Below are 13,945 nucleotides of genomic sequence, written 5' to 3' on the forward strand. Positions count from 1 at the left end.
AAGCCTTTCTTATCAAACTTCAATTGACGTTACGTAGGGTGCGTGTGACAATCCGTCGCATCGTAACGCTAAGGAAGAGGAGCCGGCGCGTTACAGGAAATGGTTCGTCCATGACGCAGGAGGGATATTATGAGTTATACTGATGCTGCTCCATCTTTTGGGCAGGCGCCGGAAGCGAAGGGACATGGGACCGATCCGGTCAAGGTCGATCCGGATCGCATTACAATTGCTGTCATTCTTGCGAGAATGACGGAGTTTTTCGACTTTTTCATCTACGCCATCGCCTCCGCGCTCGTTTTTCCGCATGTCTTCTTTTCCTTCGTCGATCCGCTGACGGCGACGCTTTATTCCTTTGCGGTCTTCTCGCTGGCCTTCATCGCAAGGCCGATCGGTTCATTGATCTTCCTCCAGATCGACCGAAAGTTCGGCCGTGCCGTCAAGCTGATGGCGGCCCTGTTCACGCTTTGCGGTTCCACGATGGCGATCAGCTTTCTTCCGTCTTATGCGGAGGCCGGCATGCTTGCCCCCTGTCTTCTGGCGGTATTCCGTATCGGTCAGGGACTTGGTCTCGGCGGTGCCTGGGATGGTCTTGTCTCGCTCCTCGCCATGAACGCACCGCCGAAGCAGCGCGGCTGGTACGCCATGATGCCGCAAATTGGTGCTGCGATGGGCTTTGGTCTTGCCAGCGCATTCTTCATCGTGTTCGTGACGCAGCTCTCCAGCGCGGAATTCCTGGCCTGGGGCTGGCGTTTCCCGTTCTTCGTTGCACTGGCGCTCAATGTTCTCGCGCTCTTTGCCCGCCTGCGCATGATTGTCACGCCGGAATTCCAGTCCATGCTGGCACAGCATGAGCTGGAGCCGCGCCCCGTGTTCAAGATGCTGCGCTCGCAGTTCCCGGTCGTGCTGACGGGCGCTTTCGTGCCGCTCGCAAGCTTCGCGCTCTTCCATCTCGTCACGGTCTTCCCGCTGAGCTGGGTTTCCCTCAATACCACCCAGCGGGTTTCGGACTTTCTGTTCGTGCAATTCGTCAGCGCGATCATCGCCGGCGGCATGATCGTCGTTTCTGGTATTCTCGCCGACAAAATCGGCCGGCGGAAGCTGCTGGCTTTCGCCGCAGTGCTGATCGGTCTTTTCAGCCTCGTGGCGCCGCTCCTGCTGAGTTCGGGCGATATAGGGCGCTATCTTTTCGTCTTGGTCGGCTTTGCATTGCTTGGCCTGTCCTTCGGCCAGGCGGGCGGTGCGCTCGCCTCCCGCTTCAGCCGCGAATACCGTTATACCGGCGCTTCGCTCACCTCGGATATTTCCTGGCTGATCGGCGCTGGTTTTGCACCGCTCGTGGCGCTCGGATTTTCGTCCAAATTCGGACTGTTTGCCGTCGGGATTTACCTGATGTCGGGTGCAGTCTGTACACTGGTCGCACTGTGGTTCAGCCGAACACTGGACATGCCCTCGGAGTGAACAGGGCAATATAAACACCTCTGCAGCCATCGCGCCGCGGAATCCTGTCGGATTTCGCGGCGTTTTTGTTTTTTTATTGCGTGGGACCGATTTTAATCTTGACTCGGCCCATCATGAAATATTATGTAAGCAATACTGACGTAATTCAATGTGTCTCACTGCCGGAAATGCCGGCCATCAGGGAACGCAATGCGAACGATGACGATCATTATTTGCGAGAAAGCGGCCAATGCCGCCACGCCGTTTGGCGGCCGCAAAACGACCGTTCGCGCCATTAAACGCCGATAAGCAGAAAAGAAGAGGAGCAGCCAGGTCGCCTGCGGCTCCGCCCGCAGAGTGCCGGCTGCCGCGCCGGGTTTCGGGAAAAGGGCGATGCCGCGCGGAATGCGCAACGAGAGGAGAGAACCTTGAGCGTGACGGAGCAAAAATTCGGCCTTTACGATGCGGCTTTTGAGAAAAGCAGCTGTGGCGTCGGTTTCATCACCCGCAAGGACGGCGTGCAGACGCATGATGTGCTGAAGTGCGGTCACGAGGCGCTCTGTGCCGTGCCGCATCGCGGCGGCATGTCGGCGGAGGGCGTGGGTGATGGTGCTGGCGTGTCGCTCGATCTTTCACTCTCATTTTTCCGGAAGCTGACGGACAACGATTCCTTGCAAGCCGGCCGGTTCGGCGTCGGCAATTTTTTCCTGCCGCAGAACCCTGCTTTTCATGACCAGGCGATCGGCATCATCGGCAGTGCTCTGGAGGAACAGGGCTTCTCGATCCTGCTTGTCCGCAATGTACCGGTGAATGACGCGGCCATCCGCGCGGCCGCCATTTCCTACCAATTGCCGATCCGGCAATGGGTCTTTTCGGCCCCAGCGGAATGCGCAACCCTTGCCGAGTTCGACTGGCGTATTCACAAGGCGCTGCTCGCTATCGAGGCGCTTGCCTATACTGCGCCGGAACTTGCCGGTTTTTATCCGCTGTCGCTCAGCGCACGCACGCAGGTTCTGAAAGGGCGTTTGAACTCGCATGAGGTCATGCCCTATTTCTGCGACCTGACCGATCCGCGCCATGAAGTGCATACGATGTATTTCCACACGCGGTTTTCCACCAATACGGATCCGCACCCCTCCATGGCGCAGCCCTTTCGGCTGATGGCGCATAATGGCGAACTCAACACTGACAAGAAGAACCGGCTGTCGGAAGCGGCCGTGGCGCTGGCGAAAAATGCAAGCATCATCCGGCCGAAGGGCCAGTCTGATAGCTGCCGTCTGGACCAGACATTGCAGGCGCGGGTGATGGAAGACGGTCTCGACCTCGTCACCGCCGTCGTCTCGATGATGCCGCCCGCCTGGGAAAACGACGACACGCTCTCGCCCGGCGTCAAGGCGATGCTGGAATATTTCTCGCTCTACGAGGAGAAGAATGACGGCCCGGCTGCGCTGATTTTCGGCGACGGCACCATCATCGGCGCACGGCTTGATCGCCTCGGCCTGCGCCCGCTGCGGACCGTCGAGACAGACGATTATCTCTGCGTCATGTCGGAGGCGGGGCAGATCGCCTTTCCGGCCGAAAGCGTCATTCGTCGCGGTCGCATCGAGGCCGGCGGCATGCTTTATTACGACCACGCCGAACGGCGCGCCTTTTCCACCGTCGAGGCGCTGGAGCTTCTGGCGGCGCGGCGGGACTACCCGTCGCTATTGTCTGAAGCGCGCGTCATGCTTGCGGATTTGCCGGAGGTGCCCGCCGAAAAGCAGGGATCGCCGCTTCGATACAATGGCGATCTGGAACGGCATCAGCGTTATGTCGCCTATTCGCACAATCAGGAAAGCTTCAAGTTCCTGATGGATCCGATGCTGGCGTCGGGTGCTGAAAAAATCTCGGCCATGGGTTATGGCAATGCCATCAACGCGCTCTCCGATCAGGAAGGCGGGGTTGCCAAATATTTCTCGCAACGCTTTGCGCAGGTCACCAACCCCCCGCTCGACAGCATTCGTGAGGCCGATGGCATGACGCTGCGCGTGGCGCTCGGCGCAAAGCCGAATAGCGGTGCGAAAGCGGCCCGCCAGATTGTCGTGCGCTCCCCGATCCTGACCCATCTCGACATGCTGCGCATTCGCGAGCAGTCGGAGACGCCAGTTCGTCGTTTCGAGATGCTTTATACGCCGATCTTTGATGCTGCGAGTGCCAACGAAGCGGCCTTGCGTCAGGCGATAGATGGCCTCTGCGGTGAGGTTGTGGCTTTCGCGGCTGAGGAGGGCGGTATTGCCGTCGTCACTGACCGGCACGTTTCGGCAGGTCGTGCGGCCTTGCCTATGATCATGGTCGTCTCCGCCATCAACCAGCGGCTGATCGAGGAGGGTCTGCGGCTACGCGTGTCCCTGATCGTTGAAAGTGGGCAATTTTCCTCCTCGCATCACATCGCAGCGGGCCTTGGTTTCGGGGCTTCGGCTGTCTACCCACTCGGCGTGCAGTTCCGTGCCGAGGAGAAATTTGGTGCCGATGCTGACAAGGCCTTCAAGCGTTTTGCCAACGCGGCTGAAAAGTCGCTGATGAAGACCATGGGCAAGGTCGGGCTGTGCACGGCGGAAAGCTATATTGGCGGCGAGTTCTTCGAACCGAACTTCCTCGACACCAACGATCCTGTGCTGAAGCGTTATTTCCCAAATGTTAAGACCCCGGTCGGTGGCGTTACCTTCGCTGTCATCGCGCAGGCGGTGTCGGACTGGCATCGAAAGGCGCTGTCGGTAAAGGGTGAAAACGACATTCCGCTGCTCGGTCTCTTCAAGGAGCGCGCCGAAGGTGCGGGCCATTCCTATGGCACGACGGCGGTTCGCGGTTTCGTCGATATGACGGAGGAAAAGATCGGTTTCGACAAGGGAACCGACAACGAAGAGGCGCTGCGTCTCCTGCCGCTCAACCGGCTGGAGGATGCTTTCGGCCTCAACGATGCGGCCTATTATCACAACAGCTTCGACCGGCTGACGCCCGAAGCAATCGACGCTTTCGAGGTAACGCCGGGTTACCGCGCCTTCGCACGCATGATGGCCGAAGAAAGGGCCCGCCGTCCGGCAGCCCTGCGTGATGTTCTGGAATTGCCGGCTGATGTGACCTTTGCCGGTTCGGCCGAAGAATTCCGCCGCGAGATGGGGCGCTTTTCCAGACGTGGCAACAACAGCTTCATGGTGCGCGGATTGCTCTGCGAAAGTGCGGGCGAAGGCGCGTTCCGGCTGGAATTGACCGGGCCGCACGGTCATGAGCTTGCCCGGCTTGCCGCACTAGGACAGTCGCTGCTCGATCGTTTCGGTGAGGATATTGCCGGCCATTGGCTAGAGGGCGGCGCGCTTCTGGTTCAGGCGAAGGGTGAAGCATTCACCTATCTGTCGCTGATCCGCACCGCACCTGACAGCATTGCGCTCGACGCTGTGCAAAAGGCGAGTGAGATCACCAAGACCCTCGCTTCGGGTGCGATGAGCCATGGCGCGCTGGTCGCAGCCGCCCATGAGGCGGTAGCGCATGGCACCAATATGGTTGGCGGCATGTCGAATTCGGGGGAGGGCGGCGAGCATATTTCCCGTTACGGCACCATCCGCGCCTCGCGCATCAAGCAGTTCGCCTCTGGCCGTTTTGGTGTATGGGCGGGTTATCTTGCCGACCCGATGCTGGAGGAAATAGAGATCAAGATCGGCCAGGGTGCAAAGCCCGGCGAGGGCGGGCAATTGCCGTCTCCAAAGGTAACGGTGGAAATAGCCGCGGCTCGTGGCGGCACCCCAGGCGTCGAGCTGGTTTCGCCGCCGCCGCACCATGATACCTACTCGATCGAGGATCTGGCCCAGCTTATCCACGACGCCAAGGCGGCGCGCGTGCGCGTCATCGTCAAGCTCGTTTCGTCGGAAGGCATCGGCACGATTGCAGTCGGTGTTGCGAAAGCGGGTGCGGATGTCATCAATGTTGCCGGCAATACCGGTGGCACGGGTGCGGCCGCTGTCACCAGCCTCAAATATACCGGCCGCGCGGCGGAAATCGGCATCGCCGAGGTGCATCAGGCACTTTGTGCCACAGGCCTTCGTGCCAAGGTGCTGCTGCGCTGCTCCGGCGCGCACCAGACGGCGAGCGACGTGGTGAAATCGGCCCTTCTCGGCGGCGACAGCTTCGAGTTCGGCACCACGGCGCTGATGATGCTGAAATGCGTCATGGCGAAGAACTGCAACATCAAGTGCCCCGCCGGCCTCACCACCAATCAGGAAGCCTTCAACGGCGATCCACGCGCGCTGGCGCAGTACCTCATGAACATCGCCCATGAAACCCGCGAGATCTTGGCCGCACTCGGGCTGCGCTCGCTGCGCGAAGCTCGGGGCCGCTCCGATCTTCTTCACCTCCTCGATCACCCGGCGAGCGTCGGCCAGCTTGACCTGCGGGCGATGCTTTCGGTGGTGGAGGAAGTGAAGATCGACAGCCCTGTCTATATGGAAAAGGACTTCGCGCTGGACGATGCCTTCATTGAACTGGTGCGCTCGGCTCTGATCGACAGCAGACGGGAAAACATCGAGCTTGGCGGCAACCGCTTCCTCAACAATTGCAACAAGAGTGTTGGCGGCCAGCTCGCCGTCGATATCGAGCGCATGCTGAACCACGAACTTTCCGACGAAGAGGCGGATGCGCTTCCGGCTGTGAAGCGGGATAGCCGTGGCCGCCGTTTTCTGGAGGCGGGTTCGGTGCGCATCGACACATCAGGTTCAGCCGGGCAGTCCTTCGGCGCTTTCTGCAATGACGGCATGGTCATGGTCCATACCGGTACCTGCAATGATGGCGTCGGCAAAAGCGCCTGCGGCGGCACCATTGTAGTGCGCTCCCCCGGTGGCGGTTCGCAAGATGCTGATGGCAATGTGCTGGTCGGCAATTTTGCATTGTTCGGCGCCACCGGCGGTCGCACTTTCGTGGAAGGGCAGGCAGGCGACCGTTTCGCGGTGCGCAATTCGGGTGCGACAGCCGTTGTCGAAGGTGTGGGCGACTTCGCCTGCGAATATATGACCAATGGCGCTGTGCTTAACCTCGGCAGTTTCGGCAAGGGTTTCGGCAACGGCATGAGCGGCGGCTTCGTCTATCAATATGACCCTTACCGCGATCTGCCGAAGAAGGTGAGCCATGATTCCATCCTGCTCGGCTCCATCACCGGCGAGGACGAACAGGCATCTATCCACAATCAGGCCGTTCACCAGCTTTTGACCTGGCATGTCGACGAAACAGGGTCGGCCAAGGCCGCATGGATTCTGGAAAACTGGGAAAGCGAACAGCACAATTTCGTCTACGGCATGCCGCGCGCCCTGCTGCTTTATCAGGACAGCGACGAAATTCTGAAAGCCAAGCCCCGCAAGGAGCTGCTGGAGGAACTGGCGTCCGCGCTTGCCGCCCATCAGGTGCGGAAGTTCAAGCTGGCCTATCGCGACCGCAAGGCCGTGTTGAACGGAACCGTTCCTGGTTATGGTGAGACGGATACGGAAGACATGTATGCGCTCATCAACAACTACACGGTTTTGAGTATGGCGCAGGCGATTGCTCTCCAACGGTTGCCGATGGCATCCGGTCCTTCCGATCCCGCCATCGAAAAAGCCGTGCGCAATCTCGTCCTCACGGAGGACTATGCGCTGATGCAGCGGCTGCTGAAATATGCGCGCGAGGCGCTTTCCGATCATGATGACGAGCAGCTTGCGGTGATGATCGCCGCCAAGCGGCTCGACGATTACAAGCAGGCGCTTGCGCGCCGTAACATCTGGTCGGTGGATAGCCCCGGCACCTATGGCTGGATCATTCAGCAGGACCGCAAAAACATCGAGAAGATCGGTCGTCTGCCGGGCTTTGAGGAGCTTTTCGCGGCGCGTGCCATTCCCGATCTTGCCACCGCATCCAGCCAGAACAGGGCAGCATGATGAAGATACCTTACATTCCTCAAGATGCCCCTTTCAATGGCGACCAGCGCGCCTGGCTATCCGGCTTCCTGGCCGGGCTTCATTCCCGCGCAGCAATGGGTATGGACACATCGGTTGCCGCTGCCGCTCCCAAGGCGGCGGCCAGCGTGCTGAACATTCTCTTCGGCACCCAGACCGGCAATGCCGAGGCGCTGGCGATGGATATAGCCGACGCCGCCCGTGCCCAGGGCATGCAGCCTGTGGTGACGGCCTTGGATGATGTTTCCATGGATAGTCTGGGCGCCATGAAGCGCGTCATTGTCGTCACCTCCACCTACGGCGAAGGTGAAATGCCTGACAATGCCCAGCTTTTCTGGGAGGCACTTTCCAAGGAGGCCGCACCCCGGCTGGATGAGATGAACTTTGCCGTGCTTGCGCTTGGCGACACCGGTTACGATGGCTTCTGCCAGGCGGGCAAGCTCATCGATACCCGCTTCGAGCAGCTTGGCGGCAAACGGATGAAGACGCGTATCGATTGCGATATCGATTTCGAAGATGTCGCAGCCAACTGGATCGGCGAGACCCTGCCACTCGCGCTCGCCATCGATGGTGGCAATAAGGCGGCGGTCGTGCCGGCGATCGCCGAGGCGCCCGCGCGGGCAAAACAGGGCTGGAGCCGCAAGAACCCCTATGCTGCGCAGGTGAGCGTCAATCGCCTTCTTTCCGGGCCTGCTTCGTCCAAGGAAATTCGCCACTACGAATTTGATCTCGGCGAAAGTGGTCTCGATTATGAGGCGGGGGATGCTCTGGGCGTCGTTCCCCTAAACGACCCGAAACTGGTGGGCGCGCTGCTCGAACGCTTCGGAGTGAGCGCGGATGGCGAAGTCGTCGGACTCGACCGTCCGGTCGGCGATGCGCTTCTCAATATGTTCGAGATATCGACACCGTCGCGTGAACTGGTCGCCGAGATCGGTAAGCGCGCAGGGCACGATGAACTCAGCCACATCCTTGCGAATGGAGACAGGGAACAGCTTGCCGCCTTTCTCTGGAGCAAGGATATTCTCGACCTGCTTAGTCTCGGTGAAAAACCCGTATTCGACCTTGCTGAATTCGTGACGTTCCTGAAGCCGTTACAGCACCGCGCCTATTCTATCTCTTCCAGCCCTCTGGCCGCGCACAACAGCGTGCATCTGACAGTCGCCAGCGTGCGTTATCGCGCCGAAGGTCGCGAGCGTGGCGGCGTCTGCTCCACCTATCTCGCGGACCGGGTAGAAGCGGGGCAGAGTGCCGGGATTTTCGTCTCTCCGAACAAGGCGTTTCGCGTGCCTCAGGACAATGACGCACCTGTTATCATGGTGGGACCCGGCACGGGCATTGCGCCATTCCGGGCATTTTTGCAGGAACGGCAGGCGCGGGGCGCAAAGGGCCGGAACTGGCTGTTTTTCGGCGATCAGCACCGGCAGTCGGATTTCATCTACGAAGACGAACTTGGAAAGATGAGTCGCGATGGCGTGCTGACCCGTCTCGATCTCGCTTTCTCGCGGGATCAGGCCGAAAAGATCTATGTTCAGACCCGTATGCGCCAAAACGGCAAGGCACTCTATCAATGGCTCGAAGAGGGCGGCCATTTCTATGTTTGCGGCGACGCGACCCGCATGGCGAAGGATGTTGAAGATGCCCTGCACCAGATCGTTATTGACGAGGCGGGCATCTCTGCGGAAGCGGCAAGCGACTATGTAAACCGGCTGAAGCGCGAAAAACGGTATCTGCGCGATGTTTATTAGAGCAAAGCGCTGAGGCGCATCAGCAATTGGAGCAGGTTATCTCAGCGTCGCGCTGTTTGAAGAAATAATCGCGTGCAATCGTGATCGATCTTACGCCGGACGAAGAAATATCTGGCATGAACATCAACAATTCATGCGGCACGGAAAGCTCGACGTGGATGAGGAAACTGTCCGCTACAAGCAAACGTGTGGGAACGGAGACTGGCGATCCCACCACATAGGGCCGCGCGTTTTTCTCGTTCCAGGACCAGGCGATAGTCGCCTGTTTCTGCTTGTCGATCTTGATGCCGCTGATCTTCAGCTGCAGACCCTTGGTGCTGTAAGGCGCAAAGACGGCAGCCGTTACGTCCTGCATGCTTGTCAGATAAGCCTTGTCGACGGAATTTGTTTTGGAGATCAGGTCGTTGATCGTTGCGGAGGCGCTGCTTGCCCGCTTGTAGGTATTATAGCCGATGGTGAGTTCGAAGGACGTCAGATAAAGCGCAAGCAATATCGGGAAGACGATCGCAAATTCTACCGCACCCACGCCACGGCGATCCCTTGCGAAGCGTGCAACGAGCGCGATAAAACGAAGTCGGCCGTTCGTGATGGTAGAAACAAGCCCTGCCATCATGAGCCCCCGCTCGTGGTGTACTTCTCATTCATGAAAGCGTCGGTCGCGACAATGAGGAAATGCGAGGGCATTGACCCGTCGGCTGGTCGTATTTTGGTAAGATATGGTCGGATGATATCTGCGACTACACGCCAGCGATAATAGACGCGCAGCATATTGATCGTGTCAGGTCCACCCGGCTTGAAGCCGAATTGCGCCGTGTCGAGATCGTAATATTCGCCGTTAGCTTTCAAGGGTATCGTAGTTGGAATATCTTTGAAGGCGGTGAAGGAGCGAAGGTCTATATAAAGCTTCTGTTCTTTTTTGATCTCATCATCGCAGGTGATAATCACCGAAACTTCGTTGCAGAAACTCTTGCGAAAATCCTCTTTGGAAATCGAACTGCTGATCTGCCCGGTGCGCAGACGCCTCGCCATTGTGTCGGTAGCATTGACGACCACTTGCTCCGCCATCAAGGCGATGAAAGTTTCGATGATCGCAAAGACGACGAGGAAATAGGGAAGCGCTAGGATCGCGAATTCGATGGCTGCTGTCCCGTCACGCGAGAGCCCGAATTTTTCCAGCAATGGCTTCAATTTGGCCAGTCGCATATGTCGGTGTCGATCTTTAGAATATGCGGCAAGCGCAACCGTTGAATTTGTTGCTGACCATAACCAGCCGGTGTTTAAATTCAGTTACCCCGACGAGTTATACTTTATCAGTTCGCAAAAATGGCACAGGCTATAAACGCAAAAAGCCCGGCATATCGCCGGGCTTTTACTTACTGGAAAAACGATAGCTTATTCCGCATCCGCTTTTGAGAGAACCTCAAGGGTGGGTGTGGAGGTGATGTTGTAGCCGCAATCCACATAGTGGCACTCGCCGGTAACGCCGCGCGACATGTTGGACAGCAGATAAAGTGCCGATCCGCCGATATCGTCGATATCCGCTGTCCGCCGCAGCGGTGCGTTTTTCTGGTTCCACGCATAAATTGCGCGCGCATCGGAAATGCCGGCGCCCGCCAGTGTGCGGACCGGTCCGGCCGAGATGGCGTTGACGCGAATATCGCGCGGGCCATAGTCGGCAGCGAGATAACGCACGGACGCTTCGAGAGCTGCCTTGGCAACGCCCATGACGTTGTAGTTGGGGATGACCCGCTGCGAACCGTTATAGGTCAGCGTCAGCATGGATCCGCCATTCGTCATCAGTTCGGCGGCACGCTTGGCGATTTCCGTGAACGAGAAACAGGAGATGACCATAGTGCGGCTGAAATTCTCGCGGGTCGTATCCGCGTAAAGACCCTTCAGCTCGTTCTTGTCGGAAAAGCCGATCGCGTGCACGACGAAATCCAGCGTACCCCATTTTTCTCGGATTGCCGCAAAAAGCGCGTCAACCGAGGCGATATCCTCGACATCGCAAGGCACGATAAAGTCGGATCCGAGCTCGGCGGCGAGCGGCTTTACCCGCTTGCCGAGCGCCTCACCCTGATAGGTGAAGGCGAGCTCTGCGCCCTGCGCCGCAAGAGCCTTGGAGATACCCCAGGCGATGGAGTGATTGTTTGCGACGCCCATGATGAGGCCGCGTTTACCCTGCATGATGCCGTTCATGGCAATTATCCGTTATGACGCTGGAAGACCAGCGTGGCGTTGGTGCCGCCGAAGCCGAAGGAATTGGAAAGGATCGTGTCGATCTTGGCGTTGTCGATGCGGCTGCGAACAATCGGGACGCCCGCAAATTCCGGATCGAGTTCGGAAATATGCGCGCTCTCGCCGATGAAGCGTTCCTGCATCATCAACAGGCCGTAGATCGATTCCTGAACGCCTGCTGCGCCCAGCGAGTGGCCGGTGAGGGACTTGGTCGACTGGATATGCGGGATCTTGTCGCCGAAGACTTCCCGGATCGCGCCGATTTCCTTGCTGTCGCCAACCGGCGTCGAGGTGCCGTGGGTGTTGATGTAGTCGATATCGCCCTTGACGGTGGAAAGGGCCTGACGCATGCAGCGGATCGCGCCCTCGCCGGAAGGAGCCACCATGTCGTAACCATCCGAGGTTGCGCCATAACCGACGATCTCGGCGTAAATCTTGGCGCCGCGCGCCTTTGCATGTTCCAGCTCTTCAAGAACCAGTACGCCAGCACCGCCGGCGATCACGAAACCGTCGCGGTTGACGTCATAGGCGCGGGAAGCGAGGTTTGGCGTCTCGTTATATTTGGACGACATCGCGCCCATGGCGTCGAAGAGGTTGGACATGGACCAATCGAGGTCTTCATGGCCGCCAGCAAACATCACGTCCTGCTTGCCCCACTGGATCATCTCGGCGGCGTTGCCGATGCAATGCGCCGATGTGGAGCAGGCCGAAGAGATCGAATAGTTGACGCCGTGGATCTTGAACCAGGTCGCAAGTGTGGCCGATGCGGTGGAGGACATGGCCTTCGGCACGGCAAACGGGCCAATACGCTTCGGGCTGTTGTTCTTCAGCGTGATATCGGCGGCTTCGACGATGGTGCGGGTGGAAGGACCGCCCGAACCCATGATGATGCCGGTGCGCTCGTTGCCGCTGATGTCGCTTTCCTCGAGACCGGAATCGGCAATCGCCTGCTTCATGGCAACGTGGTTCCATGCGCCGCCCTGCGAAAGGAAGCGCATGGCGCGACGGTCGACCAGCTCGGTCGGATCGAGAGACGGCTTGCCCCATACCTGGCACTTGAAACCGTGTTCAGCAAAATCCGGTGAAAATGAAATGCCGGATTTGGCGTCGCGCAGGGATGCGGTGACTTCGGCGGCATCACCACCGATGGAAGAAACAATGCCGAGGCCGGTGACAACAACTCGTCTCATGAAATGGACCTTTTCTTAAGATTTCGGCTGGACGACCGAAGCCGCCCGGCGTTTGCCAGGACTATTCCGTCCGCTTCAGGCGGTCTTTTCCTTCGACAGCCCCACACGAAGGTCCGTCGCTTGATAAATGGTTTCGCCGTCTGCCTTCAGCCATCCGTCTGCGGTACCCAGGACGAGACGTCCGCGCATCACGCGCTTGAAATCTATGCCGTACTGGAGGAGCTTCGTCTCCGGGCGAACCATGCCCTTGAACTTGACTTCGCCGGTGGAGAGCGCCATGCCGCGGCCTTCTTCGCCCAGCCAGCCTAGAAAGAAGCCGGTCAGCTGCCACATGCCGTCAAGGCCGAGGCAACCCGGCATGATCGGGTTGCCCTGGAAATGGCAGGGGAAATACCAGTCGTCTGGGCTGACATCGTATTCAGCGCGGATGAAACCCTTGTCGAACGCGCCGCCGGTTTCGGAAATTTCGGTGATGCGGTGAACCATGAGCATGGGAGGCAACGGAAGCTGAGCATTTCCCGGACCGAACAATTCGCCGCGTCCGCAGGAAAGGATCTCCTCGTAATTGTAACTTGATTGCCTCGTTGCCATACCGCTTTCACTTCCTCAATCACTGGTGTTTATCGACTTCACTAGAGCAAGTTAGGTTCAAAATGAAGCGCTGCAAGGGCAGAGGCCATTATGCCCCCATTCTTTGTCTTCGAACCTTCTTTAGAGAAGTCATTACCTCAATATGCCGTCCGCATACAGGAACCATCCGGCAGGAACCAGAGGAAATTTGCAAGAATGGCCGGTTTGCAGCCATTTGCGACACTCGGCGACGCTGAAACTATTGAAAGCATTCACCGCAAAAGATATATGCTATTGCAATTGATGGGTTTCACCCCTGTGTTTGGAATGGGATTGCATGGCATTTGACGCCACATTGGATATCGGGACGAGGCTGCGGCGCTCGGGGCTGCGGCCCACGCGCCAGCGCGTTGCTTTGGGCGATCTTCTTTTCGCAAAGGGTGATCGCCACCTGACGGTCGAGGAGCTGCATGACGAGGCGGTGACCGCCGGCGTGCCCGTTTCTCTCGCGACGGTATACAACACGCTGCATCAGTTTACCGAAGCCGGCCTGATCCGCGTTCTGGCTGTCGAGGGTGCGCGCACCTATTTCGACACCAACGTGTCCGACCACCATCACTTCTTCGTGGAAGGAGAGAACGAGGTTCTCGACATCCCCGTGAACAATCTCCAGATCGACAATCTGCCAGAGGCGCCCGAAGGCATGGAAATCGCCCATGTGGACGTGGTCATTCGCCTGCGTCGCAAGCGCGGTTGAAGCTTCGGCTTGATAAACAAGAAAACATGGCGCCTGTGGGCGCCATTTTTGTTTCAG

10 protein-coding genes are annotated in these 13,945 nt (G+C 58.5%); 5 read left to right on the top strand and 5 right to left on the bottom strand.

The features are described from left to right. The first annotated feature begins 129 nt into the window (after positions 1-129). The 3 genes from ACZ5A6_RS13340 to ACZ5A6_RS13350 all read left to right on the top strand — a co-directional run bounded on the left by ACZ5A6_RS13340 (position 130) and on the right by ACZ5A6_RS13350 (position 9,133). Positions 130-1,458: an MFS transporter gene (locus tag ACZ5A6_RS13340; RefSeq protein WP_003514422.1), complete on the top strand. Its 1,329-nt coding sequence runs from the start codon at positions 130-132 to the stop codon at positions 1,456-1,458. 407 nt (positions 1,459-1,865) lie between these two features. Next, positions 1,866-7,370 (top strand): glutamate synthase-related protein, encoded by a 5,505-nt coding sequence (locus tag ACZ5A6_RS13345; protein WP_464110960.1) that lies wholly within the window; start codon positions 1,866-1,868, stop codon positions 7,368-7,370. Beyond that, positions 7,367-9,133: a sulfite reductase subunit alpha gene (locus ACZ5A6_RS13350; protein ID WP_464110961.1), complete on the top strand. Its 1,767-nt coding sequence runs from the start codon at positions 7,367-7,369 to the stop codon at positions 9,131-9,133. Before ACZ5A6_RS13345 ends, ACZ5A6_RS13350 begins: the two co-directional genes overlap by 4 nt. Positions 9,134-9,152: 19 nt before the next feature. Here the strand turns inward: ACZ5A6_RS13350 and ACZ5A6_RS13355 are convergent, their stop codons facing one another. The 5 genes from ACZ5A6_RS13355 to fabA all read right to left on the bottom strand — a co-directional run bounded on the left by ACZ5A6_RS13355 (position 9,153) and on the right by fabA (position 13,152). After that, positions 9,153-9,746: a TadE/TadG family type IV pilus assembly protein gene (locus ACZ5A6_RS13355; protein ID WP_003514432.1), complete on the bottom strand. Its 594-nt coding sequence runs from the start codon at positions 9,744-9,746 to the stop codon at positions 9,153-9,155. Then, on the bottom strand, positions 9,743-10,336 hold the full coding sequence (locus ACZ5A6_RS13360) for a TadE/TadG family type IV pilus assembly protein (protein WP_025592078.1): 594 nt from the start codon (positions 10,334-10,336) through the stop codon (positions 9,743-9,745). The genes ACZ5A6_RS13355 and ACZ5A6_RS13360 overlap by 4 nt, the downstream gene beginning before the upstream one ends. A gap of 189 nt (positions 10,337-10,525) precedes the next feature. Continuing rightward, positions 10,526-11,332, bottom strand: coding sequence for an enoyl-ACP reductase FabI (gene fabI, locus ACZ5A6_RS13365; RefSeq protein ID WP_003514436.1), 807 nt, complete (start codon positions 11,330-11,332; stop codon positions 10,526-10,528). A gap of 5 nt (positions 11,333-11,337) precedes the next feature. Beyond that, complete coding sequence (gene fabB / locus ACZ5A6_RS13370; protein ID WP_003514438.1) at positions 11,338-12,561, bottom strand: beta-ketoacyl-ACP synthase I; 1,224 nt, start codon at positions 12,559-12,561, stop codon at positions 11,338-11,340. 75 nt (positions 12,562-12,636) lie between these two features. After that, positions 12,637-13,152, bottom strand: a complete 516-nt coding sequence (fabA, locus tag ACZ5A6_RS13375; protein ID WP_003514441.1) for a 3-hydroxyacyl-[acyl-carrier-protein] dehydratase FabA — start codon at positions 13,150-13,152, stop codon at positions 12,637-12,639. Positions 13,153-13,347: 195 nt separating this feature from the next. Between fabA and ACZ5A6_RS13380 the strand changes: the two genes are divergently transcribed. Together ACZ5A6_RS13380 and irrA are read left to right on the top strand one after the other, a co-directional pair. After that, positions 13,348-13,479, top strand: a complete 132-nt coding sequence (locus ACZ5A6_RS13380; RefSeq protein ID WP_003514443.1) for a hypothetical protein — start codon at positions 13,348-13,350, stop codon at positions 13,477-13,479. Next, on the top strand, positions 13,469-13,888 hold the full coding sequence (gene irrA, locus ACZ5A6_RS13385; protein WP_003507276.1) for an iron response transcriptional regulator IrrA: 420 nt from the start codon (positions 13,469-13,471) through the stop codon (positions 13,886-13,888). The genes ACZ5A6_RS13380 and irrA overlap by 11 nt, the downstream gene beginning before the upstream one ends. The last annotated feature ends 57 nt before the right edge of the window (positions 13,889-13,945 follow it).

Source organism: Agrobacterium sp. 6Ca8 (assembly GCF_055382765.1).

Bases quoted from the DNA above. Each gene is read 5' to 3' on its own strand.
- fabB (WP_003514438.1), bottom strand. From the start codon at position 12,561: ATGAGACGAGTTGTTGTCACCGGCCTCGGCATTGTTTCTTCCATCGGT.
- fabI (WP_003514436.1), bottom strand. From the start codon at position 11,332: ATGAACGGCATCATGCAGGGTAAACGCGGCCTCATCATGGGCGTCGCA.
- ACZ5A6_RS13360 (WP_025592078.1), bottom strand. From the start codon at position 10,336: ATGCGACTGGCCAAATTGAAGCCATTGCTGGAAAAATTCGGGCTCTCG.
- ACZ5A6_RS13350 (WP_464110961.1), top strand. From the start codon at position 7,367: ATGATGAAGATACCTTACATTCCTCAAGATGCCCCTTTCAATGGCGAC.
- irrA (WP_003507276.1), top strand. From the start codon at position 13,469: ATGGCATTTGACGCCACATTGGATATCGGGACGAGGCTGCGGCGCTCG.
- ACZ5A6_RS13340 (WP_003514422.1), top strand. From the start codon at position 130: ATGAGTTATACTGATGCTGCTCCATCTTTTGGGCAGGCGCCGGAAGCG.
- fabA (WP_003514441.1), bottom strand. From the start codon at position 13,152: ATGGCAACGAGGCAATCAAGTTACAATTACGAGGAGATCCTTTCCTGC.
- ACZ5A6_RS13355 (WP_003514432.1), bottom strand. From the start codon at position 9,746: ATGATGGCAGGGCTTGTTTCTACCATCACGAACGGCCGACTTCGTTTT.
- ACZ5A6_RS13380 (WP_003514443.1), top strand. From the start codon at position 13,348: ATGGCCGGTTTGCAGCCATTTGCGACACTCGGCGACGCTGAAACTATT.